Genomic DNA, 21,675 nt, shown 5'->3' with positions numbered 1-21,675 from the left:
CTAGTAGACGGGCAGGCTTGCGCGTATGAGCTGGAACGAGGCATTCGCGGATCACTATGACGAATGGTCGGCCGATATGACGGCGGATATCGCCTTCTATGTCGAGCTTGCCGGTCGCGCCGACGGGCCGTTGGTCGAACTCGCGATCGGCAACGGCCGGGTGGCCATCCCGGTTGCCCGAGCCACCGGGCAGCCCGTGATCGGCATCGACACGTCTCCTCGAATGCTCGAGCAGGCCATGATCCGGGCCGATGAGGCCGGTGTGCGGCTCGAATTGCGCGAGGCCGACATGCGCGATCTGCGTCTCGATCAGCCGGCCGCATTGATCTACTGTCCATTCCGCGCGCTACTGCACCTGAACACCTGGGCCGACCGCCGCCGCGTCTTCGAACGGGTAGCCGCCTCCCTGCGGCCCGGCGGACGATTCGCGTGGAACGCGTTCGCCTTCGATCACCACACCGCGGCCCGCCTGGACGGCACCCGCCAGCTCGGACCGATCCCGCACACAATCCGGTATGCGGTGGGCGACAACCGAATTGACCTCGTCCGCGACGATGGCGCGGTGAGCTCCCTGTGGTGGGCGACGAAGAACGAGTGGCTCGGACTCCTCGACGTGGCGGGGCTGGAACTCGAGGCACTCCATGGCGGGTTCGCGGGCGAACCGTTCAGCGAGGACAGTCGCGAATATGTCTTCGTAGCCCGACGCCCGGATGGTGCGTAGTACAGCCACTTACCGGTGTATGCGGCCGTTCGCAGGCGTCGGACGGCGCGGTACGTCCAGGAGATGCTGCCGCCGTGCGCCTGCCGGATCGGCCACTGTCAGGCGGCGAAGACGGTGCGGACGACGGACTCGTCGCCGTCGATCTCCACCAGTCCGAGGGCGAGGGCGTCGCTGAGGGTGAGGGCGCCTGCGGCCAAGCCGAGAATGTAAGCAGGGTCGGCGCGGACGGTCGCGTCGAGGTCGCGGTCATCGTGTTGGCCGACTTCGAAGCCGGAGTGCGTCGCGCGGAGCTGGAGCAGGGGACCGCCGATCTCGAGCCCGACCGTCGCCGACGGGCGGACCTCGACCCGGGTGTCGAGCAGGGCGGGGACGGCGAGGGCGAGCCAGCCGGGGCGGAAGGAATCACCGTCGGCGGGGCCGTGGACCATCAACGGGGTGGACCAGCGGATCAGGCTTTCGATCGGCTGGCGCAGCTCGGCGCCCCACGGCGTGAGGGCGTACTCGACGATGCTTCCCTCGCCGGCCAGCCGCCGCTCGACCACGCCGGCGGCCTCGAGGTCACGGAGCCGATCGGCGAGCAAGTTGGTCGCGATGCCGGGAAGGCCGTCGATCAGGTCGCGGTAGCGGGCGGGGGCGATCAGGAGCTGGCGGACGATCAGCAGGTTCCACCGGTCGCCGACGACTTCGAGGGACCGGGCGAGCCCGCAGTACTGGCCGTAGCTACGCATTATTCCCTACAATCGCTTGAAATTCTCAAGTGCACGTGACATGCTCAAGCATACCGTTGATGCCGAGCCCGGAGGGGGCCGCCATGGCCGATATCACCAAGAGCGTGCGGCCCGGTTGGGTCGACGACGATCTGTTCCCGTTCGAGAGCCGGTTCATCGACATCGACGGGCACACCGTGCACTACGTCGACGAGGGGTCAGGTCTCACACTCCTGCTCCTGCACGGCAATCCGACCTGGTCATTCCTCTGGCGCGACGTGATCCGCGCACTGCGCGATGACTTCCGGTGCATAGCCCTCGACTACCCAGGCTTCGGAGTGTCGACGGCGAAGCCCGGCTACCGCTACCTGCCCGAGGAACACGCGGACGTGGTCGCCGGGTTCGTCGACGTGCTCGGCCTCGATCGGGTCACGTTGGTCGGGCAGGACTGGGGCGGAATGGTCGGCTTGGCGGTCGTGCAGCGGCGCTCGGCCGTCTTCGATCGGCTGGTGCTCGCCAACACCTGGGCCTGGCCGGTCAACGGGATATTCCATTTCGAGTGGTTCGGTCGCGTCATCGGCGGACTCCCGTTCCGCTTCCTGGTCCGGCGGTTCAACCTCCTGGTCAAAGCCTTCATCCCCACCTGCCACCGAAGGCGGAAGCCGACCACTGCCGAAATGGCCCACTACAGCCAGGCGCTGAACACCCCGGAGCGGCGCCAGGCTTCCGCCGTGCTCCCCGGCCGGGTCCTCGCCAGTCGGGACTTCTTCGCCGCGGTCGAAGCCGGGCTTGCCGACATCGCGCACCTGCCGACACTGATCGTGTGGGGTGACGCCGACATCGCCTTCCGCCCCCAGGAGCGCGAGCGCCTGGAAGCGACGTTCACCGACCACAAGACCGTGATCGTCGAAGGCGCAGGCACCTACGTGGAATCCGACGCGCCCGAGGAGTTCGTCGCCGCGATCCGCGACTGGACAGCGACGCAGCGTCGAGACGCGACCCGGGCGGGTGAGACAGAACTATAGGCTGCTCTGGACGGTGCGGGCGAGAATGCCGAGGGTGGCGCGCAGTGCCGACTCGGGAATGATCGGGAAGATGGCCACCTCGCGATAGCGGGGCGCGATCTTGCTCCAGTCGTAGTACGAGGTAACCAGTGTGCCGGTCTCGTCGGCCTCCAGGCGATAGCCGTACCGGTGCTCGATCGGCGGCTTGATCGTGCCCGCGATCGTCCATTCGAGCTGGGTGTCCTGCTCGAATTCGGTGATGATCACCGTCACGTCGTATTTGCCCATCGGCAGGTCGTTGAGCGACTCGCGGTCCATGTGCACGATGAACTCATCCCCGACGCCCGTGACGGGTTTCCCTTCCGCCGATTGCAGCATGCCCGAACTGTCGATGGCTACGTGCCCTTCGGGGGAGCACAGCAGCGTGAAGATTTCCGAAGGTGACGCGGTGACATGCCGCTGGACCTCGAACCGTTCTACCGTCATGCCACTACCCTCGCATACTCGTCGTCGACGCAGGACCGGGTGTGAGCCGCCGGAGCTGGGGTGGCGAGGCGACCGTAATCAGTTGCGATTGGCGGGTATTCGGTCGTGGTGAAAACTGCGGCCGTTGTCGAGACCACTTTCACGTCAGTCGAGGGTCACCAGCACTATCGGATGTTCTGAGCCGCCAGGGGGTACGAACTGCCGGGCAGTGCCCCCGGATCCGTGGGCCACGGAACCGGGGTCTAGTGGCTGAGCTGATGCCCCAATAGCGTGATCTTCGCCGCTCGGGCAGTTGGACAGTTCGAAAACGCAGAGCAGTAAGGAATTTCGATGAAACGATCACTCGCTGCGGCCACACTGGCCGGTGCACTGATGCTGGCCCCGATGGCTACCGCCCAAGCCGCCACCGAACAGGTCGCCCCCGTCGCAGGGTGCGTCGAGTTCCCCATCGGCGCGCCGGGCGGGTGCGACTTCTTGCAGAACATCCTGCAACTGCTGAGCGCCGGCTCGTCCAGCCTCAGCGGGTAGCCCGCAGCATCCTGAACTGAATATTGCGAGCGACCCGGTCACCTCGAATGGGCGACCGGGTCGCTTCGCGCGGTCAGCAATGCCGTTCCACGGTCTGCGCCTGGTCTCGTCGAACCATTCACGCCAGTCCTGCTGCTCGGCCGGCACCGTGACGCGTAGTGTCACCCCCCGTGCCGACTGGTGGTAGCAAACAGGTTCGCGCCGCGCGTAAGCGTAAGAAGCGGATGGCGCAGGTCACCCACGACCTCACCGACGCGCAATGGGACGCGCTCAAGGTGTCCTGGGGCGGGTGTGCTTACTGTGGTTCCCCTGTCACCTCGCTGCAGAAGGACTGTGTGCAGGCAATCTCGCGCGGCGGCCGCTACACGCTCGGCAATGTCGTGCCCGCGTGCGGGTCGTGCAACGCCAGCAAGTGCAACGCCGAGGTGACCGGCTGGCTGCGGCGCAAGAAGCTCGACGAACGCTCGTTCCTCGTGCGCCACTACGAGATCGCGACCGAGCTCACTACCCGGTTCGCCTAGTGACGTAAATCGGTGATGGAAGTTCTCCAGTAGTCTCGGGGGACACATCCTATTCGGCTACTCCCGCGTTTTCCGATGTCGGCCGGCCAACCAAATCGCGCGCACCATGCGCCGCCGTGCTGGTGAGGGTGCAATCTAAGCCGTCGCAACGCGCCACTCCGACTCGCCCACTCCCGAGCCGGCAAAAGCTGACCCTCCGCACCGCCGGTGGTTTCCGCCGACTGAACTCCCGATGCTGGAATGCGAACAGTCACAAGCTATTCAGCTGCGAGTGAGTAACAGTCGAGGTCCGTGGAGCGACACCATCCTCGGCGGATGGAGAGCCATCACCGGATGGTGCCGGCGACGTTATTCGCGTTCGGCCTACCGATCAGCCGAGGTGAGCAGTCCAGACGAGAAGGTCTGGCGGGGAGGAAGATAATCATGGCTCAAACCGCGGAGCAATTTCGCCGCAAGGTCGAGAAGTTCAACAAGGTGATCATCAGACTGCAGAAGATGGGAATCGCCCTAGGGCCCCACTACCTGATTACCACGACCGGGCGCCGAACCGGCCAGCCACGGATCGCGGCGATCGGGGTGATTCCCATTGCAGGGCAACGCTACATCTTCCAGGCATACCCGAAAGCAGCCTGGGTCGCCAACGTTCGCGCAGCGCAGACGGTCACCCTCTCGCGGGGCCGTCGATCCTCGGTCGTGAAGTTGGTAGAACTATCCGTCGAGGAACGTCGACCGATACTGCGCGACCACATCGAGAACAGCCATGCACGGGTCGGCAAGCTGTTCGTCACGACCGGCTTGGTCGAGGATCCGACCCCGCAGGCTATTGCTGAGGCCGCCGATCGGATTGCAGTATTCCGCATCGACGCCCACTCCTAGCTCGCGCTCGAATGGCACGGCGGGGCCACCAACAACACCGCTCGGCCGACTCGCTGGCCGGGCGGTGGTCGATTCGTGACCAGAATCCAGCTGCAAGCCGCCCGACTGATGCCCAGACTGCGCGACCAACCGACACCAGACTTCACGACCAAAGCCACGCTTGATCACGCAATGACAAAGCCATCCTCGAGATAGGCGACGCCACCATCCCGGCGGAGTGAGCGCGCGGCGGCCACGCGGCGAGCCAGCACCGCCGGCAGCCGCTCCGAGACCTCCGACTCATCACACCAGGCCCAACTGACAAGCTCTTGCGCTTGCAAGGCTATGGCCGCAGTCTGATCGGCTCTGAGCTGCCCGCCGTCATAGAGGAACATCACCCCGTCGTTGGGATATAGACCTGGCGGAACCCAATCCACCACCAGTAACCGGCCCATCGACACCGTCAGGCCGAGCTCCTCATCGATCTCCCGAACAACCGCGGCAAGGGGCGACTCGTTGGCTTCGACGACGCCTCCCGGTAATTCCCAGTAGTCCTTGTACGTCGGCTCGACCAGCAATACGCGGTCACACTCATCGACAAACAAGGCACCCGCTCCCATCCGCTTCCGCGGCAGCTCGGAAACGTCTTCGACTAGTTCAGACCCCATGGGGCACAACACTATCCAGCCCGACCGTCAGACGTTGCGCAGCAGCTCAGGTGGCCGCGGTAGGCGGTATATGCAGACACGCCTAGGCTCGCTGAGTGCATCTGAAGCTGGTTAGTCAGGTTCGGTGATCAACGGAAAGTCGGCCCCTCATCGGTACGCTCGTGGACATGGGCGGGGACTTGTTACTGCTGATCGCAACGATCGGCCCGTTGGCACTGTTCGGATGGGCGGCTGTTCGGGCGAAGCACCGCGGTCTCGGGGGGTCGTTCGTCGGGCCGTTTCAGGAGATGTTCGATCCCGGCGCGGCGCGCGCACAGATCGTCATCGAGGAGATCGCGGAACTGCCGGATCCTGCGGACTCCGGCGACCCGGACAACCACGACGATGCGCCGAACACCGTGGTGTACAAGGATATTCGACTCTCCATCAACCCTGATAAGGCTCGGCGGCGGTGAGGTGACGAGACCACCAGCGGGCTGGGTGAGCACTCGGCTGGCCAACGCCGAGATGACTGGCTGGCTGCGGCGGATGCACACGAGACGAACAGTTTTCGAACAGCCGTACTGGTGAGAACGCCAGGCGCTGTGACTAGCAGCGGTAAGTGGCGGTGTTTTCGCGCCATCTGATGGCCTCTGCGGCGGCCAGGGCGGACAGGTCCCGCAACGTACTCTGCGCGGTACCGATGGCAGCAGTCGTCCCCACGGCACTGGCGTGGAGGTCTCGGGCGCGCGGGTCTTGAGGTTTACGTTGCGTGCATGTTTAGCGTCGAGGTGCCGGATCGGCCGGCGGAGTTCGAGCAGGAGGATGGGTGTGTTCTGGTCTGTTGCCGAGATTGCCCGCATGTCGGGCGTGACGCCGCGCACGCTGCGGTACTACGACGAGATCGGGCTGCTATCGCCCGCCGGTATTCGCAGCAACGGCTACCGCGTCTACGAGCAGGAGCAACTGCTGCGGTTGCAGCAGATTCTCGTGTTGCGGGAGTTCGATATGCCGCTCGATGCCATCGCGGCGATTCTCGACGGCCAGACCGACCACGTGCAGGCGCTGCGCGAGCACCACGCGAGCGTGACCGACAAGCGTGATCGTCTCACTCGGGTGGCACACACGCTTGCCCGCACCATCGAGGAACTCGAGAGCCAGAAGGGCACAGGAGCTGTGACCGAAATCAATAGGCCGGAAAACCTTTTCGAAGGTTTCGATCCGAACTTGTACGAGGCGGTAAAAGGCGTCGATTGGCCGGATCAGGACCAGGCCCGGCAGCGATCGCAACAGTTCATCGACTCGCTCAGCGTCGAGGACATCGAGCGAATGCAGCGAGAAACGACCGCAGCGATGATTCGGATGGCCGAATTCATGGCATCCGAGACCGCGGTAAGTGACCCGTCCGTACAGGCGGAGATCGAGACGGCGTACCAGCTCGTGCGCACGAGCTGGTACCCGGACGCTCGTGAGTTCAAGGCACTGGCTCGTACATATGAAGAGCCGGCCTACGCCGAGAATTTCGACCGTATCGCTGCGGGGCTTGCGACGTACTACCGCGACGCGATGGTGGTCTTCGCCGACACCCGGCTCACCTGATGTAGGCGGCAGCCGCAGGGTCGGGTCGGCCGACCTTGGACGCGCAGCTTCAGGTAGCTGACGAGCACCCTGTATTCGGCAGAAGCGGACGTTCCAGAGACTCTGGCGGCCAACAGCTCTGGGCGGCTGTCCAACGCGCGCTCCGCCGCAAAAGCGGGCATTCCACGCTGGCGCAGCCGTACTCGAGTTCTACAAGCAATCACGACAGAAGGTGTCGTGATTGCTTGACAGGCTGACTTGGCGACCGGCGGACGGCCCGATCGGTCACGCGTCAAAAGGAGCGTCGAGTGAGTTCTGGAGTCAACCCGTGCATCGTGTTCAACGGCAACGCGCGGCAAGCAATGGAGTTCTATCAGGAGGTCTTCGGGGGCGAATTGGAGCTCGGAACGGTCGCGGACTTCGGCTCACCGGAAGCGCCCAACGCTGAAAATGTCATGCATGCCCGGCTCGACACACCGGCGGGCTACACGCTGATGGGTTGGGACTTCCCGTACGACCGGCCCGGGCACCCGCCCTACCAGCCGGGAAACAACGTTGCGGTCTTCGTCGGCGGCGACGACGAACTCCGCGGATACTTCGAGAAGCTTTCGGTCGGCGGCACCGTAACGCTGCTACTCGAAGAGCAGGTGTGGGGCGACGAGGCGGGCTCGCTCGTGGACAAGTTCGGGATCAGCTGGATGTTCAATATCACGGCAGTGCAGCACTGATCGAGCACCGAGAAGTTGCATTGAACGACGACTGAACCCCAGACACCCCTGGCCGGGCAAACATCTGGCTGCTTGTCCCCGGTGCGGCGGAGCAAGGGTAGAAGCACACTGTATTCGGCAGATGCGGACATTCACGGCCGCGGTATGCGGCATTACCGGGCGTTGTTCACCTGCCTTCAATCATCGGGGTGAACGTCGGTGATGAGGTGGAAGCGTTCAAGTACCACTAGTGTCGCATCGTCCACAGTGAACACTGGGTCGTCTAACGCTGCGCGGAACTGGCTACTGTGCCAAAACAACTCATGGTCTGCCCGCCACTCCGCGACGCTAGCGTGGCCCTCACCCTCATCCACCACGTGCGCGAGCTCCACCTGCGCAAGTGGGACGACACGCACGTCAGCGACCTCGATCACCGCGACCGGAAAGTCGTTCGAATCGATAACCACCGAATGACTCCCGGCCTCCGGCAGAGCCGCTCCCTCATGCTCGTACTCGACGACGAGCCCCGTCGTGGAGGTTTTGGAACCGTCGAGGATCGCTGCCACCAGCTTGTCCCGCAACGGACCGGGGAAGGCGAACTCGGCCCTGGGCATTCTCGCGAGGTCCACCGGCGAGGGTGCGTCGTTCGTCATGCAGTCACCTCACCATGAAGAACGGGCGCTCTCATAGTCGGATGCGTCCGTTCGCGACCACGCGATAGGCGGCATGTGCGGATGTTCAGGGCTGGGATCGAGTTTGCGGCAGTTGGCAAAGTCAGTAGTTGAAGTCTGGCGCGTCGATGGGAACGACGGGGGGCCAGGGGTTGTGGTGTAGGTCGCGTTCGGGAATGGGTGTCCCGTGGAACCATCCGTGGGTGCGGTCTGTGGGAGTGGTCTCGTGGGCGTCGATGTAGTCCAGATGTAGCCAGGACCATTGCTGGTGGGCTGGGCAGGGGCTGGTGCGTATGCGGGGGTCTGTGACTACGTCGGATTCGACCAGGACGTCGAGGTGGTAGGCCGCGGAGAACCACTGTGCGGTGTCACGTTCGGCGGGTCGGGGGTCGCGGTGCCAGGTGGTACTGAGTGCGCGGTCGTCACCGAGGCCGCCGGCGCCGATCGAGCGGGCGGCCAGTCGGCGGACAACGGGAGCGGATTCGGTCAGGTCTGCGCACAAGCCTTGGGTGACAAGGGAATTAGCGTAGTGCCCAGGCCCGTTCACCGAAATCATTACGCCGCCGGGTATTCGGCGGTCGTGATGTCGCCGTAGATGGGCACCGGTGTGGAATAGCTGCACACTGCCTTTGAACAACCGCAGCACCCCGTCGCGCCCACGCAGCGGGAGGGCCTCGGTGTAGATCACGTCCGGGTGGATTGGTGCCAGTTCGGAGAGATACAGGGAGGCCAGATCGGTGCATAGCCGGGCGAATTCGGGGCCGGGGCGGGCATGGGCGAGGCGGCGACTGTTGAAAATCACGAGGAAGGCACTGCTTTCACCGCGTGCAGAGCGTTCCTTCCAGATCTGTCGGTCCCCGGCGATTGCTGCGGCGACCGCGTGAGGCCCGGCCGTGAGCATCTGCTCATCGATCCAGCACAGGTTCATCGCCAAACCGTGGGCGGGTGTGCCGGACTTGGTGGCCATCCGGCCGAAGATGCACGGCTGGTGTCGTGCGACCCATGCGAGGAACGCCTCTCGCTTCGCGTCCGCACCGGCGTCGGACAGCAGAATCTCATGGGCAGTGTCGATGTCGGGGCCGAACGATGTCCCGGTTGGGTATTGAGGGAGTTCGGACAGTGCGTCGAGCGAGATACCGGCCGGAATCGGTGTCATCGTTGCCTCGGTGTCGGGGGCGATGGAGCTCTGGACCGCGCAAGTCTGCCCTGCGATCTCGCCGATCGCCCGCCGCCACTCCGGGCGCGCGGACGGTGGTAATGCGCTGTTCGCATAACGATGAAGGCGTTATCTCCGAGGGAAGATCGGCCGGAGGCATAGATGGCCGATCAGTTTCTCCGGGTGACCCTTACGCCGCTGCCGGGCTGCCAGTGCTGAATTACGAGCAACTCTGTGGCCGCGTCGACGTAGGTGAGAACTGCGCCGGTGAGGTCGAGGCGGAAGTCGTGGACACCCGGTGGCGATCCGAAGGCTACCTTTGCCGGTCCGGTGATTTCGACCGCGACACCCATAACCTTGGCGTCACCGTCGCCGGGATGGGCGTGGATGGCACACCTCCCGTCGCGCCGCAGGTCGGCTGCCTTCATCGCGTCGGGCATGGAACCGAACATCAGGTCTGGTCCGATGAACTCCACCTCCGATCCGCTCACTCGCGGGGCGCCGTCCCGGCGCAGTGTGGCCAGCACATGTGTCTTGTGCGCATCGAACCGTGATCTCACGTGGGCAGCCAACTCGGGTGCCTCGCTCGCAAACTGCTGCCATGTCGCCATGAAAGACAGGATGTCACCGCCCGCTGACAGCTCTTGTCAGGTTTTCCAGATCTCGACGCGTTCTTCCTTACGGGAGCTGTTTCGAGTCCTCGACGGTGTCCGCGAAGTAGGCGATCTCCAGGGTTGCGGCTGCGTGGCCTGAGTAACATTTTCGATCACCCAGCGATCTTCCAGACAACATCGATTCAGGAGGTTCTCAATGCTTTCTGCGAAAAGGCTTGCTGCAAGTGCCGTTGTTGTTACCGCCAGTGCTGCCGCAACGCTCGTCGGTGTCGGCGGTGTAGCCCAGGCCGACGTTCCGGTGTGGCAGGCCAACTGCCACGTGTACAACATCTTCAACACCGGCGGGATGGCCAATTGCGAGCTGCCGACCTGGCATCAAGTGAAGCTCACTTGCGTGGCGTGGCCCGTCCCGTTCGTCTACTGGAAGTACGGCCCTGCGCAGTACGGGCAGAACCAGTCTTGGGCCAGCTGCGACTCGCTCAACGCAATGGTGGGGATCGAGGTTATCCAGGCGTAGCCAGCCCTGACAACCGCACGGTATGCGGCATCGTGGGATCGGTCGGCGGAGAGGCTGGCGGAATGGTTCTCGGCAGGTCGGCTATCGCCGCCGGTCCGCCGACCTCTCCGGGATCAGGGCGAGTGCAGCCTATTCAGGGCGGTAGCGAGTTCGGGGCTGGTTCGCACCTCGGGCAGGCGCGCTTGGAGGGCGACGCCGAAACCTGCCATGCGGATCGTGTTGTCGATGAAGTCGTCCAGGTCTTCGGGCCATGGCAGGTGCGGTTGGGTGATGAGCAGTGAGACGCAGCCGTGCGCAGCCGACCAGAGATGCAGCGCCAGTGTTCCTGGATCGCCGTGCATCAGGCCGGTGGCGACGCAGGTGGTGATCGCGTCGGTCATCAACCGGAAACAGGTTGTCGCGGCAGGATTTTCGGAACTGGACGTGCGCATCAGCAGGACCCGGTACTGCACAGGGTGCTCGAGTGCGAACTTGACGTAGGCGCGACCGAACCGCCCCAGCGAATGGAACGGGTCCGCTACCTGGCAGCGGTGGAACAAATCTTCCAGTTGACCCCAGACCCGGATGCAGACCGCTTCGAGCAGGGCTTCCCGGTCGGTGAAATGTAGATAGACCGACGGAGTGGAAACTCCGGCGGCCGAGGCGACGGCGCGCACCGTGAGCGCGTCCTCGGTACCGGCGGTTTCGAGCAACTGCTCGGCGGCCGCCAGGATCTCTTCCCGCAGCCGCCCGCCCTGTCCCGGATTGGCTCGCACCCTTCTGTCCGTCACCTCATCACATTGACATTGTCAACCTGACGGTGTCAACCTGACGGTATGCAGACCTTCGCCGACGCCACGGCGGTAATCCCCGGTAGCGACGCTTTCGCAGCAGACCTCGACCCGCAATGGGCCGTGGGCGACAAGCTGCACGGCGGCTACCTCCTGGCTGTGCTGGCCCGCGCGGCCGCTGCTCGTTCCGATCACCCGCACCTGACCACGATCAGCGCCACGTTCCTGGCGCCCCCGTCGCCTGGTGCGGCGACGGTGACCGTCGAAGTCCTGCGCGCCGGCCGCGCCTCGACGCAGCTGCGTGCGCGGCTGGAGCAGAACGGCCGATCCTGCACCGAAGCCCTGATCACACTCGGCTTGCTCGAGGATTCCGACCCGTGGTGGACGACCTCGACAGCCCCGGCCATCCCGGCCGAACACGACTGCTTCCATTCCCCCTCGAACCCGCCGGGCGCCCCATTTCCCGTGCCGCTGCTCGATGTCGTCGAGCATCGCCTCGACCCCTCGACCCTGGGCTTCGTCGTCGGCAAGCCGTCCATGGATGGTCGTATCGCCGCCTGGCTACGCCTGGCGGATGGCTCCGACTGGGATTCCTTCTCCCTGCTGATCGCCTTGGACCCGATACCCCCGGCTTCCCTGACCTTGGGCATGCCAGGCTGGGCGCCCACCATCAGCTTCACCGCCTATCTGCGCCGCCGCCCCGCCCCGGGCCCCCTCCACGTCACCATGCAGGCCACCGACGTCACCGCAGGTCGAATGCACGAGACAGCCGAAACCTGGGACAGCAAAGGCAATCTCGTCGCCCGCGCCACCCAACTCGCCGCTGTCCGCATGCCTGCTGAACGCGCACGGTAGTCGCGTGTGAGTCCGCTCGGTAACGCAATACCAGCATACCCAGGGGAGGTGTACAGGCGGCTGCCCGCCGACCTGGTCGACGACACCGGATCGAGGTTGGCCGGCCTTGTTATACGTCGACAAGGTCATCGCTATCATTCATGACAAGGTCAGCATTCAGTCGTAACTAGACCGACGTGGCCGAGTTGACTCGCGGATCGGAAAGAGCGGCGTCGGATCATGGCGGAGGACCTGACCGTGACTCGGGTGCTGGTGATACCCGCGTCCGAGTTGCGCGAGCGGTTCTCACGGTCGTCCAGTCCGGGAGGACAGCACGTCAACACCACCGACAGCCGGGTAGAGCTGTCGTTCGACCTCGCGAACTCGCCCTCGGTGCCGGAGTGGCTGCGCACCCGGATGCTCGACCGGCTGGCCACCCGACTGGTCAACGGGGTACTCACGATCGCCGCATCGGAGCAACGCGCACAGCTGCAGAACCGCGCCGCCGCCCGCGAACGCCTGGTCTCGTTACTGCGTGACGCCGCTGCCGCCCCGCCACCTGTTCGCCGCGCCACCAAGCCCTCGCGCGGAGCGAAGGAACGTCGCATCTCCGCGAAGAAGCGGCGCGGCGTCACCAAACGCAACCGCCGCGCCTCCCCGGACGATTAGTGCCACCCTGCTCTCGAACTCATCCGTCGAGGAAGCGCAGCAGTTCTGAGGTGACGAACTGCGGGTTCTCCTCGACGAGCCAGTGTCCTGCGTTCGGTACGTCCACTGCCTGCACGATATTGGTCATCCGTGGGGCCACGGTCGCCCGGACCGGGTCGAGCTGCCCCTGGGCGGTCATCACCAGCGTGGGCACCTGTGTCGGTGCTGCTGCCACGGCATCGCGGACGTCCTGGTCGAGAGCGCGGTAGAGCTCGAAGCCGCCTGCCAGCGTTTCGGGTCGGCGGTAGGTCCGTGCGTACTCGTCGATCTCGGCGTCGGTGAACGGGGATCGGTCCGACGTGCCACCGAAGGCAGATCCGCCGAAGGAGACCTGCGGATAGAACAGCGCCAGGTACTCGCGGACATCGTCGCCGACCACTGCCTCGGGGACCCGCCGCTGGGAGTGGAAGGCGATATGCCAGCTCATTGAACGGTATGTGGGCGCATCGATCGCCGGCCCGGGTAGCGGCAGATCGAGGTAGCCGAGGCGTGCGGTGTCGGCGGGGAACTGGGTGGCGTATTGGAATGCCACCGCGGCACCGAAATCGTGCCCGACTATGCGGGCGTCACGCACTCCGAGCCGATCGGCGATCAGGGTGTGCACGTAGTGGGCCAGGGTGGCTTTGTCGTAGCCACTCGGTGAGCCGGTGCTGTCACCCAGTCCGGGAAGGTCGATGGCGTAGACGGTGTGTTTCTCTGCGAGGTCTGGCATGATCGGCCACCAGCCGAACCAGGTCTGTGGCCAACCGTGTATCAGCACCAGTGGCGTGCCGCTGCCACCGGTTACGTAGTGCATCCGGACCCCGTCGATATCGGCGAACTCGTGCCGGAAAATATTGTCGAACTCCGGGTCATTGTGGGTGGCAACGGCGTACGGGGGAACGTCGGCGGGGGTCGGCGTGGTGCACGCTGCGGTGCCGACCGTGAGCAGGAGGGCTAGCGTAACGGTCGCCATCGCGCGTACGGATCGGCGGAAGCGGCGCGGCGACGGCCGGGTTGCGGTGATCATGTGTTCCTGTCCTGGGAAGTCAGCGCCCGGTGGCGCCGTCGATCAATTCGCGGAGAATGTCGGCGTGGCCTGCGTGGCGGCCGGTCTCCTCGATCATGTGGACGAGTGCCCAGCGGACGCTGGGAGCGGGACGCGTCGACTGCGGCACGGGTCCGCCGAGATCGGTGCACCCATCGAGAACTTCGTTCGCGCGCTCGACCGTCTCGCGGTAGCGGGCGACGACATCGGCCACGCTGTCTGCCGGTGCGGCTCGGAATGTCGCCTGCCAGTCGGTCACGTCGGCCCCGAGGAATATCGAGTGTTCGACGAACGTCAGGTGATTCAGCAGTCCGAGCAGGTTCGTGTCCGACGGCACCGCCGCTGTTCGCACCTGCGGTTCGGGGGCGCCGTCGACCTTCGCGGCAATCGAGGCCCGCAGGTAGTCGAGAAATGCGCGCAGAGTCGCGGTTTCGCTGCTCCCGGTCCGGGGCGGCGGGGCATCGCGGCGCCGGTTGGTGGTGGGCACGGCGGTCTCCTTCGTCGGTGGCGGATCAGACAGTGCGGCGGATCAGCAGGACGTGGTCGGTGACCTCGGCGGTGCGGCCATCCGGTCCCGTCGCGATCCGGCGGGGTGCGTCGGCCCGCTCGACGAGCCACGTCGCCGGATCTAGATCGATACCCGCCGCGACTTCCCGCGGGCTCGGGTAGCGGAGGTCGGGGTCCTGATTCCACGACCATGGCGCAGTCGAGCCGTGGTCGACGACCAGCAGTCGCCCGCCCGGGCACAGCGCGTGCGCGGCCGCGCGCAGGACGGTGCCCGGTCCAGGCCGAAGGGGGTGTGTAGGTAGTGGGCCGAGATCAGGTCGAATCGGCCCTGCGGGAAGGACTTCCGCAGGTCATGCGGCTCGGTAGTGACGCGGCTACCCAGGCCGTGTGAGCTGGTGAGGTCGGTGAGCCGCGCGAGCGCCACGGCTGAGATGTCGACGGCGGTGACGTGCCAACCCCGGTCGGCGAGCCAGAGCGTGTCGCCGCCGTCGCCGCATCCGAGATCCAACGCGTCTGCGGGTGAGAGATCCGAAACCACCTCGGTGAGAAGGTCGTTCGGCTGCGGGTCGGTTGCTGGCGAACGGGTGGCGTAGACGCCGTTCCAGAAGGTGACCGCATCGGTAGCGCTCATCAAGACTCCTTTGATCGGGACATTCTCAGTGTTTCCGGACCCAGCACGATCTGGCACGCAATCTTGCTGTTCCGGCAAGATGAACTCATGGATACGGAAGACGTGCTCGACATGGTCGGCCCGCGGCTGCGGGCGCTGCGTCGCGACCGCGGCATCACCCTCGCCGACTTGTCGGCGCGGACCGGGGTATCGGAGAGCACCTTGTCTCGACTGGAGAGTGGGCAGCGCCGGGCGACTCTGGAGTTGCTGCTGCCCCTCGCACGCACCTACGACGTTCCGCTGGACGATCTCGTCGGTGCCCCGCGCACCGGCGACCCTCGAATCCACCTGAAGCCGATCCGGCGGTTCGGGCTGATCTTCGTGCCGCTGTCGCGGCGGCCGGGTGGGGTACAGGCGTTCAAGATGATCATTCCCGCGGTGCCCGAACCGCTCGAACCGACACCGCAGACACATGACGGTTTCGAATGGCTGTACGTGCTCAACGGTCGCCTGCGGCTGGTGCTCGGCGAGCGCGAACTGACATTGTCGGCCGGTGAGGCCGCCGAGTTCGACACATCCTTGCCGCACTGGCTCGGCAGCGCCGACGGCGGTGCGGTCGAACTACTGATCCTGTTCGGCGTGCAAGGGATGCGTGCGCACGTGCGCGCCGACGCAACTGGGTCATCGCACGGCGAGGGCCATTGATGTGTGACCATCTGTTCGCCACCGAACGCTCACCTGCGACCGGGCCCGGCGACGCGTGGTGCACCGGCGATTCCGGGAGGTCCGGAGGGGAACCGGTCAACGCCGGGTGACGAGCTTCGCACTGCGGAGCAGCCACACCGCCGGGACCAGGCAGCACAGCAGCGCGAAGAGGCTCGCTTCTGGACCGAATGTCGCACCGGTAAGCACCTCTGGTCCGGAAAGGACGGTGCGCAGCAGGCCGGGTTCGCCGTCAGCGCCGGATACCGCAGTGCCGAACACGCCGGACTCCGTGAAGTTCCAAGCGAAATGCAGGCCGATCGGCAACCACAGCGACCGAGTGGCGGTGTAGGCGATGGCCAGCAGCGCGCCACCTTCGACCGCGATGGCCAGGGTGCCCCATAGCGTGGCGTTGCTGTTGACCAAGTGTGTCAGACCGAAGATCAGTGACGAGACCGCGATCGCGACGATGCTGCCGGTCCGTTCCTCCAGGATGCGGTGCACCACGCCACGGAACAGCAGTTCCTCGGTGACCGCCACTGAGGCCATCGAGCCGGCCACGCCCAGGCAGGCCCCGAATGAGCCACTGGTGACGTCGGCGTCGGTGAACAGGACCGCAAGCAGCATCGTCGCGAGGAAAGCCCCGGCGCCGATGAGCGCACCGTGCCCGAGCCCGCTCCACCGCCCCGCGGCGGCCAGTTCCGTGACCTCCACCCGGTTCTCGACACGGCGGGAAAGCCACGTATAGGCGAAGACGGCCCCGGCGGCCGCGCCGATCCCGAGGGAGAACCGCAATACAGGCACACCCGAAACGAGCGCGTCCACCCCCCGGGCGGCGATCAGCAACACGACCGTCCCGACGAGCAGAACCGGCACCCGGAACCGCTGCAGCGGCGTTTTCCGCTCGGTAAGGATCGCCATCGAATGTCCTCTCGCCGTTTGTGCAGTCCGGCGAGATTACGAACGCGTCGCGTCGCGCCACATCACTCCGTGGGAGAGTTCCTCAGTAGTACTCGAGAGTGAGACCGTACTGTCCGCTCGCACTTGCTGATCGCCCAGATGGGCGTAGGGCATCTTGCCGACCAGTACGTTGCTCGGTGAATACCAAGCCGCGACAGCTGCACGGTCATCGGAACTATCGGATGTGGTCTGAGCCGCGACGGCTCGGCCCGCCGACACCCACAACGGTGGGTTTCGGATCTGACGTCGCCGCTGCCGTAAGTCGGCGGCCCAGGGCGCGCACGGCGTCGTTCAGGGCGTCGGGGTGTTCGATGATGAACGGGCGGTCGAGGCCGGCGAGGACGGGGGGAATCCAGTCGAGTTGTTCGGCTCGGATCAGGACCCGGACCCACGGGGCGGTGTCGGGGGGCGTGGAGATCTCGTGCACCGTCGCGATCGTCGCGGGGAGGAGTGGGCGGACTTGCGTGAGGTTGCCCTGGACTCGGATCGATGCCTCGTGCTGATAGGGCGCGGTGGCAAGTGCGGACAGCAGATGGGTGGTCGGCTCGAATTCGATGGGGGGAGCGAAGGTTTCGGAGAGAATGGTCACCTCGGTGATCCGATCCAGCCGGAACTGGCGTAGGTCGGCACTGTTGCTGTCCAACCCTGTCAGGTACCAGCGGCCGGAGTGGGCGACGAGCCCGTACGGGTGCACGGTCCGCGCACTGCGTTGTCCGTTCCGGTCGGTGTAGCCGATCGCGACCGGTCGGTGCTCGCGGGTGGCCTCCGCGATTGTCAGGAGGACAGCGGTCTCGACAGCGACTGCTGGGCGGGGGTCGGTGGTGAATTCGGCGGTGTTCATCAGTGCGTCCAGCCGGGCGGTCAGACGCTGAGGCAGCACGCGGCGGAGTTTGGCCGTAGCGCTGTCGGCGGCGTGGGCGGCCGTTGTCGACCGGCTGGTGAGGAGTCCGAGCAACACGGCCACCGCCTCGTCGTCGGTCAGCATCAGCGGCGGCATCCGGTAGCCGGGAGCGAGCCGGTAGCCCCCGTAGCGGCCACGGACCGATCGGGATATCCAGGTCGGTGAGATGGGTGACGTATCGCCGGACGGTGCGTTCATCGACGCCGAGCCGTCGGGCGAGTTCGCCGACGGTGTGGGTGCCGCCGGCCTGCAACAGCTCGAGCATGGCCAGCACTCGAGTGGTGGGGCGCGTCATCGGGAAATTCTCGCATCGATACCGGGCGGGAACTGTCCGGTATCGGCTCTACCGTGGCGTGCGGCGGTGGAAACCTCCGCCCCATCCGACAGCAGGAGCGCGCAATGAACCTCGTCTCGATCCGCCTGATCACCGACGACATCGAACAACTGGTCGGCTTCTATCAGCGCGTGACCGGCATCGAAGCCAGGTGGGCTACACCGGATTTCGCCGAGATCGTCACCCCGGTCGGCACGCTCGCGATCGGCAGCGTCCGTACCGTGGCGCTGTTCGGAGCGGGCAGCGCGCGCCCGGCGGACAACCACACCGCGATCATCGAGTTCATGGTCCCCGACGTCGACGCCGACTACCGGAGGTTGCGCGACGCTGTCGACGATTTCGTCAACGAGCCGACGACGATGCCGTGGGGCAACCGGTCGCTGCTGCTTCGCGACCCCGATGGCAACCTGATCAACCTCTTCACCCCGATCGCCACGTAGGCCGTGCACGCGAACCCATTCGGCAGCGTTGCCCGCGCGCGATTCGCCGACCGGTGCATCGGAGCGTCGAGCCAGAGGGAGAGCATCTTGCTCTGCTATCGCACGGTCTCCGACCAGCTGTAGAGGCAATGATGTCGGCGCCTGCCCTGTGCGGCGCCGACATCATCCGCTCCTGGTGCCAGTCCGCCCACGTCGTCGGGGAGCGCCGCGGCAACACTGGTGCGCAGCTGGATCAGATGGACACCTCCGAAGCCGCCGAAGCGGGGGCGTCCGGGGTCGTCTGGGTGCGTGGCACGGTGAAGGTAGCCAGGACCGAGGCGATGGCGATGGCGAAGCAAGCCGCTGTGTACCAGAGGTTTCCGATGGGGTCGCCGTTGCTCGTCTGACCGTCGACGGCGTCGAAGAAGGCGGGCAGTGACGCGATCCAGAGGACGGCGAAGACGGCGAGGTAGAGGGCGCTGAATCGTTGCACGAACGGGTCCACGTACTGCGGATCTGCCGCGGATCCTCGGCGGAGCTCGGACCATTGGCGAACCATCACGACCCCGGCGACCACCGCGAGGACGGCCAGTTCGAGTGCGTAGACGATGCCGCGGACGGTGGTGTTGCTCATGCCGATGACGGTCGCGGGGAGCGGGAGCAGGAAGGTGCCGACCGAGGCGAGCAGGCCGATGACGACTGTGCGCCAGGTCAATTCGATACCGGAGAAGGCTCTGCCGTCATCGACGTGGCGGCCGACGAAATACTGCACGCAGAAGGCCAGCGACATCGGCCACAATGCCGCGAAGACGACGACGCTGCCCATCGGGACCGAATCGAACATCGGCTGGTTGATCGGGTTGTCCACCGACCACTCCCACCAGCGCAGCTGCGGTCCGAGGTGATCGAAGATCTCGTAGAACGCGTGGTGCACGAAACCCACGCAGGTGGCGCCGATCAGAACGCCGTATCGACGGAAGATACCGAGCATCCGGACGATGCCGAACGCCATTGTCGCCATCAGTGGATAGATCGCGATGATGTAGATGGGCAGTCGGCCCCAGAGGAAGTCGACAGTGAACACGTTGTGCGCGAACATCGTGTCGACGTGGTCCTCGATGCCGAACGCGGCCGGGAAGTACAGCGGCGGTTCGATGACGAACAGGTAGGCGGTGGCGCCGAACCACAGGACCAGGTTGGTGGGGTCGCCGTGGCGGCGCAGGCGCACGATCGCGTACCAGAGCGCGAGAATCGCGCCGATGACGATGGTGAGTTCGAGGACCGGCAGGGTCCAGTTCTCCAGGGCGAACGGGCTGCGGAACTCGACGAGTCCGCCTGCTTCCTCGCAGGAGAAGCCGAGCTCGGTGGCGAGCTCGGCGAAGGTGTTCGAGCAATGGTCGGACATCAGGGTTACCTTCTACGAGCTGACGGAATCGGCGGTGTACCAACGGGTTACGTCGTAGCCCTCGTCGTAGCGGCGGAACCAATCGCCGGCGAGCGCGGGGAGCTGCTCGTGCTCCGGATTGTGCCGCGGCATCTGACTGCGGATGATGCCGCCCAGTGCGACGAGCTGTTCGCGCAGCCCGAGATCGTCGAACGCGCGCGGCATCGTCCCGTTGTCGGCCGGCTGCAGGAACGGCAGCCACCGGCGCAGCGTCTGGCCCCTGCGGTAGTTGGCGAACATCGACAGCGCGTCGACTTCCCGATCCTCCAGCGGCACATGCTCGTTGAAGCCCGCGCACGCCACCCGGATCACCTGCAGCACGTGCCGGAAGATCGACGCCGCCACCCGCATCCGGTACAGCTCACTGTCGACCACCGAATTGAAGATGATCAGCGCCGAGCTGCGATGCTCGACTTCCTCGACGAAATGCCAGATGAACAGGGAGGCGACGCGATCGTCGCCGGGGGCGAACAGATTCTTGTCGTTGTCGAGCATCAGCTTGAACACCGGCGTGAACGTCGCCTCGAGGTCGGCGGTGTAGGCGAGGCGGTACTTCACCGAGGTCTCGGCGGTGAGCTTGTCGAACTCGCCGATCACCGCGTCCAGGGTCTGTTGCAGACCAGGATAGCGGCGGATCAGCGCCTTCACGTGCTGGCGGTGGGCGGTGGAATGCTGACCCTCCTGACGCATGAACGCGTCGGCCTCCGAGGCCACCTCGGGGTCGGTGATCTGCGGTTTCGCCTGCGTGATCAGCTGCACGATCATCTTCTCGAAGCCGATCGCCAGGAACGAGACGGCATTGGCCATCGACGAGAACGCCGGGTTCTGTGGGTTCCACAGGAAGGGCACGTCGTAGTCGGAGAACGCGAAATCCATTTTGCGGACGTGAAGTTCGGTCACGGTGGGGCTACCTCGTTGTCGGCCACGGTTGATTAAAAGCAATCATACGATTAAGCCGTCGAGTGTATGATCACTTTCGAGGAATTCGCCCTGACCTGGGGTTGTGCTAGCGTCCACCTGGTGGCGCGTAGACGTGGGTGGGGCGGCAGTCCGCCGGGTGACGATGCGGAGGCGACGCGCCGGATCATCGCTGCCGCAGTCGAACTCATCGGCCGGACCGGTGCGGAGATCAGCATCGCCGACGTGGCGGAATCGCTCGGCGTCATCCGCCAGACGGTCTATCGGTATTTCCCCAGCGCCGACGCGCTCATGACCGCCTCGGCTATCGCCTCGGTCGACGATTTCCTCGATCGACTCACCCGTCAGGTCAGCGGCCTCGGCGACCCTGTCGAAGCGATGACAGAGGCCGTCGTCTTCACCCTCACCGACGTCCGCCGCACACCCCACCTGGGCATTCTGCTGTCGAGCTCGTATTCCAACGCCCACCCGGCGGACATGACCTCCGACGAGGCTCAAGCCTTCGGTATGACGATGATCCGCCGCTTCGATGTCGACTGGACCGCCCACGGCTACGACGACCCCGCCCTGCGCGAACTCGTGGAATACGTGCTTCGCACGATGCAGTCGTTCTTCCTGTCGCCGGGTAACCCGGCACGCTCCGATGACGAATTGCGTCGATACCTGCACCGGTGGATGGGATCCGCGATCGGCGCGCAGCAGAAGGGCTGAACGCCGAGGGTGCCCGGCTGGGTCCTCGGCGGTGGAATCGGCCGCCCCCGTTGACATCGCGCGTTCGACGAGTTCGAAGAAGTGATCGAGCGCGGCGACGAAACGCGCTTGGTCAGGT

Annotated in this window: 29 protein-coding genes and 1 pseudogene; 15 read left to right on the top strand and 15 right to left on the bottom strand. The window is 65.4% G+C overall.

Going from position 1 to position 21,675, the window contains the following annotated elements:
• The first annotated feature begins 25 nt into the window (after positions 1–25).
• Positions 26–721, top strand: a complete 696-nt coding sequence (locus ACFWO8_RS15715) for a class I SAM-dependent methyltransferase (protein ID WP_378950441.1) — start codon at positions 26–28, stop codon at positions 719–721.
• A gap of 98 nt (positions 722–819) precedes the next feature.
• Here ACFWO8_RS15715 and ACFWO8_RS15710 read toward each other — a convergent pair whose 3' ends face one another.
• The gene (locus tag ACFWO8_RS15710; protein WP_378950438.1) at positions 820–1,449 is read right to left on the bottom strand and encodes a winged helix-turn-helix transcriptional regulator; all 630 of its coding nucleotides are present in this window, start codon (positions 1,447–1,449) and stop codon (positions 820–822) included.
• A gap of 59 nt (positions 1,450–1,508) precedes the next feature.
• Here ACFWO8_RS15710 and ACFWO8_RS15705 point away from each other — a divergent pair, with 59 nt between their 5' ends.
• The gene (locus ACFWO8_RS15705; RefSeq protein WP_378950435.1) at positions 1,509–2,453 is read left to right on the top strand and encodes an alpha/beta fold hydrolase; all 945 of its coding nucleotides are present in this window, start codon (positions 1,509–1,511) and stop codon (positions 2,451–2,453) included.
• On the opposite strand, the gene ACFWO8_RS15700 is transcribed toward ACFWO8_RS15705, so the two are convergent.
• A complete protein-coding gene (locus ACFWO8_RS15700) occupies positions 2,448–2,918 on the bottom strand; it encodes a polyketide cyclase (RefSeq protein WP_378950432.1) in 471 nt (156 codons plus the stop codon). The genes ACFWO8_RS15705 and ACFWO8_RS15700 overlap by 6 nt on opposite strands.
• A 330-nt stretch (positions 2,919–3,248) precedes the next feature.
• Here ACFWO8_RS15700 and ACFWO8_RS15695 point away from each other — a divergent pair, with 330 nt between their 5' ends.
• From ACFWO8_RS15695 to ACFWO8_RS15685, 3 genes are all read left to right on the top strand, one after another.
• Positions 3,249–3,446, top strand: a complete 198-nt coding sequence (locus ACFWO8_RS15695; RefSeq protein WP_378950429.1) for a hypothetical protein — start codon at positions 3,249–3,251, stop codon at positions 3,444–3,446.
• A 170-nt stretch (positions 3,447–3,616) separates the two neighbouring features.
• Positions 3,617–3,967 carry an HNH endonuclease gene (locus ACFWO8_RS15690; protein ID WP_378950426.1) on the top strand — a complete coding sequence of 117 codons (351 nt, stop codon included), beginning with the start codon at positions 3,617–3,619 and terminating at the stop codon, positions 3,965–3,967.
• Between the two features lie 315 nt (positions 3,968–4,282).
• Positions 4,283–4,843, top strand: a complete 561-nt coding sequence (locus ACFWO8_RS15685) for a nitroreductase family deazaflavin-dependent oxidoreductase (protein WP_378950423.1) — start codon at positions 4,283–4,285, stop codon at positions 4,841–4,843.
• Between the two features lie 164 nt (positions 4,844–5,007).
• Here ACFWO8_RS15685 and ACFWO8_RS15680 read toward each other — a convergent pair whose 3' ends face one another.
• Positions 5,008–5,490: an NUDIX domain-containing protein gene (locus tag ACFWO8_RS15680; RefSeq protein WP_378950420.1), complete on the bottom strand. Its 483-nt coding sequence runs from the start codon at positions 5,488–5,490 to the stop codon at positions 5,008–5,010.
• A gap of 167 nt (positions 5,491–5,657) precedes the next feature.
• Here ACFWO8_RS15680 and ACFWO8_RS15675 point away from each other — a divergent pair, with 167 nt between their 5' ends.
• The 3 genes from ACFWO8_RS15675 to ACFWO8_RS15665 all read left to right on the top strand — a co-directional run bounded on the left by ACFWO8_RS15675 (position 5,658) and on the right by ACFWO8_RS15665 (position 7,775).
• Positions 5,658–5,945, top strand: coding sequence for a hypothetical protein (locus ACFWO8_RS15675; RefSeq protein WP_378950417.1), 288 nt, complete (start codon positions 5,658–5,660; stop codon positions 5,943–5,945).
• Between the two features lie 355 nt (positions 5,946–6,300).
• Complete coding sequence (locus tag ACFWO8_RS15670) at positions 6,301–7,068, top strand: MerR family transcriptional regulator (protein ID WP_378950414.1); 768 nt, start codon at positions 6,301–6,303, stop codon at positions 7,066–7,068.
• Positions 7,069–7,355: 287 nt separating this feature from the next.
• Positions 7,356–7,775 (top strand): VOC family protein, encoded by a 420-nt coding sequence (locus tag ACFWO8_RS15665; protein WP_378950410.1) that lies wholly within the window; start codon positions 7,356–7,358, stop codon positions 7,773–7,775.
• Positions 7,776–7,951: 176 nt separating this feature from the next.
• Here ACFWO8_RS15665 and ACFWO8_RS15660 read toward each other — a convergent pair whose 3' ends face one another.
• The 3 genes from ACFWO8_RS15660 to ACFWO8_RS15650 all read right to left on the bottom strand — a co-directional run bounded on the left by ACFWO8_RS15660 (position 7,952) and on the right by ACFWO8_RS15650 (position 10,192).
• Positions 7,952–8,407: an ASCH domain-containing protein gene (locus tag ACFWO8_RS15660; RefSeq protein ID WP_378950407.1), complete on the bottom strand. Its 456-nt coding sequence runs from the start codon at positions 8,405–8,407 to the stop codon at positions 7,952–7,954.
• Positions 8,408–8,528: 121 nt separating this feature from the next.
• Positions 8,529–9,581, bottom strand: a complete 1,053-nt coding sequence (locus ACFWO8_RS15655) for a hypothetical protein (RefSeq protein WP_378950404.1) — start codon at positions 9,579–9,581, stop codon at positions 8,529–8,531.
• A gap of 170 nt (positions 9,582–9,751) precedes the next feature.
• A complete protein-coding gene (locus ACFWO8_RS15650) occupies positions 9,752–10,192 on the bottom strand; it encodes a pyridoxamine 5'-phosphate oxidase family protein (RefSeq protein ID WP_378950401.1) in 441 nt (146 codons plus the stop codon).
• A 199-nt stretch (positions 10,193–10,391) separates the two neighbouring features.
• Between ACFWO8_RS15650 and ACFWO8_RS15645 the strand changes: the two genes are divergently transcribed.
• Entirely contained in the window at positions 10,392–10,712 is a 321-nt protein-coding gene (locus tag ACFWO8_RS15645) for a hypothetical protein (protein ID WP_378950396.1), read from the top strand.
• Positions 10,713–10,825: 113 nt separating this feature from the next.
• Here the strand turns inward: ACFWO8_RS15645 and ACFWO8_RS15640 are convergent, their stop codons facing one another.
• Positions 10,826–11,482, bottom strand: a complete 657-nt coding sequence (locus ACFWO8_RS15640) for a TetR/AcrR family transcriptional regulator (protein WP_378950393.1) — start codon at positions 11,480–11,482, stop codon at positions 10,826–10,828.
• 45 nt (positions 11,483–11,527) lie between these two features.
• Here ACFWO8_RS15640 and ACFWO8_RS15635 point away from each other — a divergent pair, with 45 nt between their 5' ends.
• Positions 11,528–12,337: a thioesterase family protein gene (locus ACFWO8_RS15635; protein ID WP_378950390.1), complete on the top strand. Its 810-nt coding sequence runs from the start codon at positions 11,528–11,530 to the stop codon at positions 12,335–12,337.
• 219 nt (positions 12,338–12,556) lie between these two features.
• A complete protein-coding gene (gene arfB / locus ACFWO8_RS15630) occupies positions 12,557–12,985 on the top strand; it encodes an alternative ribosome rescue aminoacyl-tRNA hydrolase ArfB (RefSeq protein ID WP_378950387.1) in 429 nt (142 codons plus the stop codon).
• 19 nt (positions 12,986–13,004) lie between these two features.
• On the opposite strand, the gene ACFWO8_RS15625 is transcribed toward arfB, so the two are convergent.
• Both ACFWO8_RS15625 and ACFWO8_RS15620 read right to left on the bottom strand, forming a co-directional pair.
• Entirely contained in the window at positions 13,005–14,033 is a 1,029-nt protein-coding gene (locus tag ACFWO8_RS15625) for an alpha/beta fold hydrolase (protein WP_378950382.1), read from the bottom strand.
• Between the two features lie 19 nt (positions 14,034–14,052).
• Positions 14,053–14,538: a DinB family protein gene (locus tag ACFWO8_RS15620; protein ID WP_378950379.1), complete on the bottom strand. Its 486-nt coding sequence runs from the start codon at positions 14,536–14,538 to the stop codon at positions 14,053–14,055.
• Here ACFWO8_RS15620 and ACFWO8_RS15615 point away from each other — a divergent pair.
• Entirely contained in the window at positions 14,528–14,683 is a 156-nt protein-coding gene (locus ACFWO8_RS15615) for a hypothetical protein (RefSeq protein WP_378950376.1), read from the top strand. The genes ACFWO8_RS15620 and ACFWO8_RS15615 overlap by 11 nt on opposite strands.
• Here ACFWO8_RS15615 and ACFWO8_RS15610 read toward each other — a convergent pair.
• Positions 14,680–15,189 carry a class I SAM-dependent methyltransferase gene (locus ACFWO8_RS15610; protein WP_378950373.1) on the bottom strand — a complete coding sequence of 170 codons (510 nt, stop codon included), beginning with the start codon at positions 15,187–15,189 and terminating at the stop codon, positions 14,680–14,682. The genes ACFWO8_RS15615 and ACFWO8_RS15610 overlap by 4 nt on opposite strands.
• An 87-nt stretch (positions 15,190–15,276) precedes the next feature.
• Here ACFWO8_RS15610 and ACFWO8_RS15605 point away from each other — a divergent pair, with 87 nt between their 5' ends.
• Entirely contained in the window at positions 15,277–15,873 is a 597-nt protein-coding gene (locus tag ACFWO8_RS15605; protein ID WP_378950370.1) for a helix-turn-helix domain-containing protein, read from the top strand.
• Between the two features lie 96 nt (positions 15,874–15,969).
• Here the strand turns inward: ACFWO8_RS15605 and ACFWO8_RS15600 are convergent, their stop codons facing one another.
• From ACFWO8_RS15600 to ACFWO8_RS15590, 3 genes and pseudogenes are all read right to left on the bottom strand, one after another.
• Positions 15,970–16,791 carry a CPBP family intramembrane glutamic endopeptidase gene (locus ACFWO8_RS15600; protein ID WP_378950365.1) on the bottom strand — a complete coding sequence of 274 codons (822 nt, stop codon included), beginning with the start codon at positions 16,789–16,791 and terminating at the stop codon, positions 15,970–15,972.
• A gap of 214 nt (positions 16,792–17,005) precedes the next feature.
• Positions 17,006–17,929 (bottom strand): helix-turn-helix transcriptional regulator, encoded by a 924-nt coding sequence (locus ACFWO8_RS15595; protein ID WP_378950362.1) that lies wholly within the window; start codon positions 17,927–17,929, stop codon positions 17,006–17,008.
• Positions 17,930–17,933: 4 nt separating this feature from the next.
• Positions 17,934–17,996, bottom strand: a pseudogene (locus ACFWO8_RS15590) (hypothetical protein); the annotation flags it as partial.
• A 134-nt stretch (positions 17,997–18,130) separates the two neighbouring features.
• Here ACFWO8_RS15590 and ACFWO8_RS15585 point away from each other — a divergent pair.
• Positions 18,131–18,505: a VOC family protein gene (locus tag ACFWO8_RS15585; protein ID WP_378950359.1), complete on the top strand. Its 375-nt coding sequence runs from the start codon at positions 18,131–18,133 to the stop codon at positions 18,503–18,505.
• A gap of 232 nt (positions 18,506–18,737) precedes the next feature.
• On the opposite strand, the gene ACFWO8_RS15580 is transcribed toward ACFWO8_RS15585, so the two are convergent.
• Positions 18,738–19,889, bottom strand: a complete 1,152-nt coding sequence (locus tag ACFWO8_RS15580) for a hypothetical protein (protein ID WP_378950356.1) — start codon at positions 19,887–19,889, stop codon at positions 18,738–18,740.
• Between the two features lie 12 nt (positions 19,890–19,901).
• Positions 19,902–20,828, bottom strand: coding sequence for a metal-dependent hydrolase (locus ACFWO8_RS15575; protein ID WP_378950353.1), 927 nt, complete (start codon positions 20,826–20,828; stop codon positions 19,902–19,904).
• A 120-nt stretch (positions 20,829–20,948) separates the two neighbouring features.
• On the opposite strand from ACFWO8_RS15575, the gene ACFWO8_RS15570 reads away from it, so the two are divergent.
• Positions 20,949–21,557 carry a TetR/AcrR family transcriptional regulator gene (locus ACFWO8_RS15570; RefSeq protein WP_378950346.1) on the top strand — a complete coding sequence of 203 codons (609 nt, stop codon included), beginning with the start codon at positions 20,949–20,951 and terminating at the stop codon, positions 21,555–21,557.
• The last annotated feature ends 118 nt before the right edge of the window (positions 21,558–21,675 follow it).

Origin of the sequence: Nocardia sp. NPDC058480, from assembly GCF_042720495.1 — a bacterium.
In the GTDB taxonomy this organism is placed as follows: domain Bacteria; phylum Actinomycetota; class Actinomycetes; order Mycobacteriales; family Mycobacteriaceae; genus Nocardia.
The sequence above is the reverse complement of the archived record's forward strand: the minus strand, read 5'-3'. Positions and strand labels throughout refer to the sequence as shown.

Coding starts and splice junctions, on each gene's coding strand:
- ACFWO8_RS15650 (WP_378950401.1), bottom strand. CDS start 10,192: ATGGCGACATGGCAGCAGTTTGCGAGCGAGGCACCCGAGTTGGCTGCC.
- ACFWO8_RS15585 (WP_378950359.1), top strand. CDS start 18,131: ATGAACCTCGTCTCGATCCGCCTGATCACCGACGACATCGAACAACTG.
- ACFWO8_RS15680 (WP_378950420.1), bottom strand. CDS start 5,490: ATGGGGTCTGAACTAGTCGAAGACGTTTCCGAGCTGCCGCGGAAGCGG.
- ACFWO8_RS15600 (WP_378950365.1), bottom strand. CDS start 16,791: ATGGCGATCCTTACCGAGCGGAAAACGCCGCTGCAGCGGTTCCGGGTG.
- ACFWO8_RS15675 (WP_378950417.1), top strand. CDS start 5,658: ATGGGCGGGGACTTGTTACTGCTGATCGCAACGATCGGCCCGTTGGCA.
- ACFWO8_RS15705 (WP_378950435.1), top strand. CDS start 1,509: ATGCCGAGCCCGGAGGGGGCCGCCATGGCCGATATCACCAAGAGCGTG.
- ACFWO8_RS15695 (WP_378950429.1), top strand. CDS start 3,249: ATGAAACGATCACTCGCTGCGGCCACACTGGCCGGTGCACTGATGCTG.
- arfB (WP_378950387.1), top strand. CDS start 12,557: ATGGCGGAGGACCTGACCGTGACTCGGGTGCTGGTGATACCCGCGTCC.
- ACFWO8_RS15580 (WP_378950356.1), bottom strand. CDS start 19,889: ATGTCCGACCATTGCTCGAACACCTTCGCCGAGCTCGCCACCGAGCTC.
- ACFWO8_RS15595 (WP_378950362.1), bottom strand. CDS start 17,929: ATGAACGCACCGTCCGGCGATACGTCACCCATCTCACCGACCTGGATA.
- ACFWO8_RS15660 (WP_378950407.1), bottom strand. CDS start 8,407: ATGACGAACGACGCACCCTCGCCGGTGGACCTCGCGAGAATGCCCAGG.
- ACFWO8_RS15685 (WP_378950423.1), top strand. CDS start 4,283: ATGGAGAGCCATCACCGGATGGTGCCGGCGACGTTATTCGCGTTCGGC.
- ACFWO8_RS15715 (WP_378950441.1), top strand. CDS start 26: ATGAGCTGGAACGAGGCATTCGCGGATCACTATGACGAATGGTCGGCC.
- ACFWO8_RS15605 (WP_378950370.1), top strand. CDS start 15,277: ATGGATACGGAAGACGTGCTCGACATGGTCGGCCCGCGGCTGCGGGCG.
- ACFWO8_RS15635 (WP_378950390.1), top strand. CDS start 11,528: ATGCAGACCTTCGCCGACGCCACGGCGGTAATCCCCGGTAGCGACGCT.
- ACFWO8_RS15655 (WP_378950404.1), bottom strand. CDS start 9,581: ATGACACCGATTCCGGCCGGTATCTCGCTCGACGCACTGTCCGAACTC.
- ACFWO8_RS15625 (WP_378950382.1), bottom strand. CDS start 14,033: ATGATCACCGCAACCCGGCCGTCGCCGCGCCGCTTCCGCCGATCCGTA.
- ACFWO8_RS15610 (WP_378950373.1), bottom strand. CDS start 15,189: ATGAGCGCTACCGATGCGGTCACCTTCTGGAACGGCGTCTACGCCACC.
- ACFWO8_RS15710 (WP_378950438.1), bottom strand. CDS start 1,449: ATGCGTAGCTACGGCCAGTACTGCGGGCTCGCCCGGTCCCTCGAAGTC.
- ACFWO8_RS15700 (WP_378950432.1), bottom strand. CDS start 2,918: ATGACGGTAGAACGGTTCGAGGTCCAGCGGCATGTCACCGCGTCACCT.
- ACFWO8_RS15645 (WP_378950396.1), top strand. CDS start 10,392: ATGCTTTCTGCGAAAAGGCTTGCTGCAAGTGCCGTTGTTGTTACCGCC.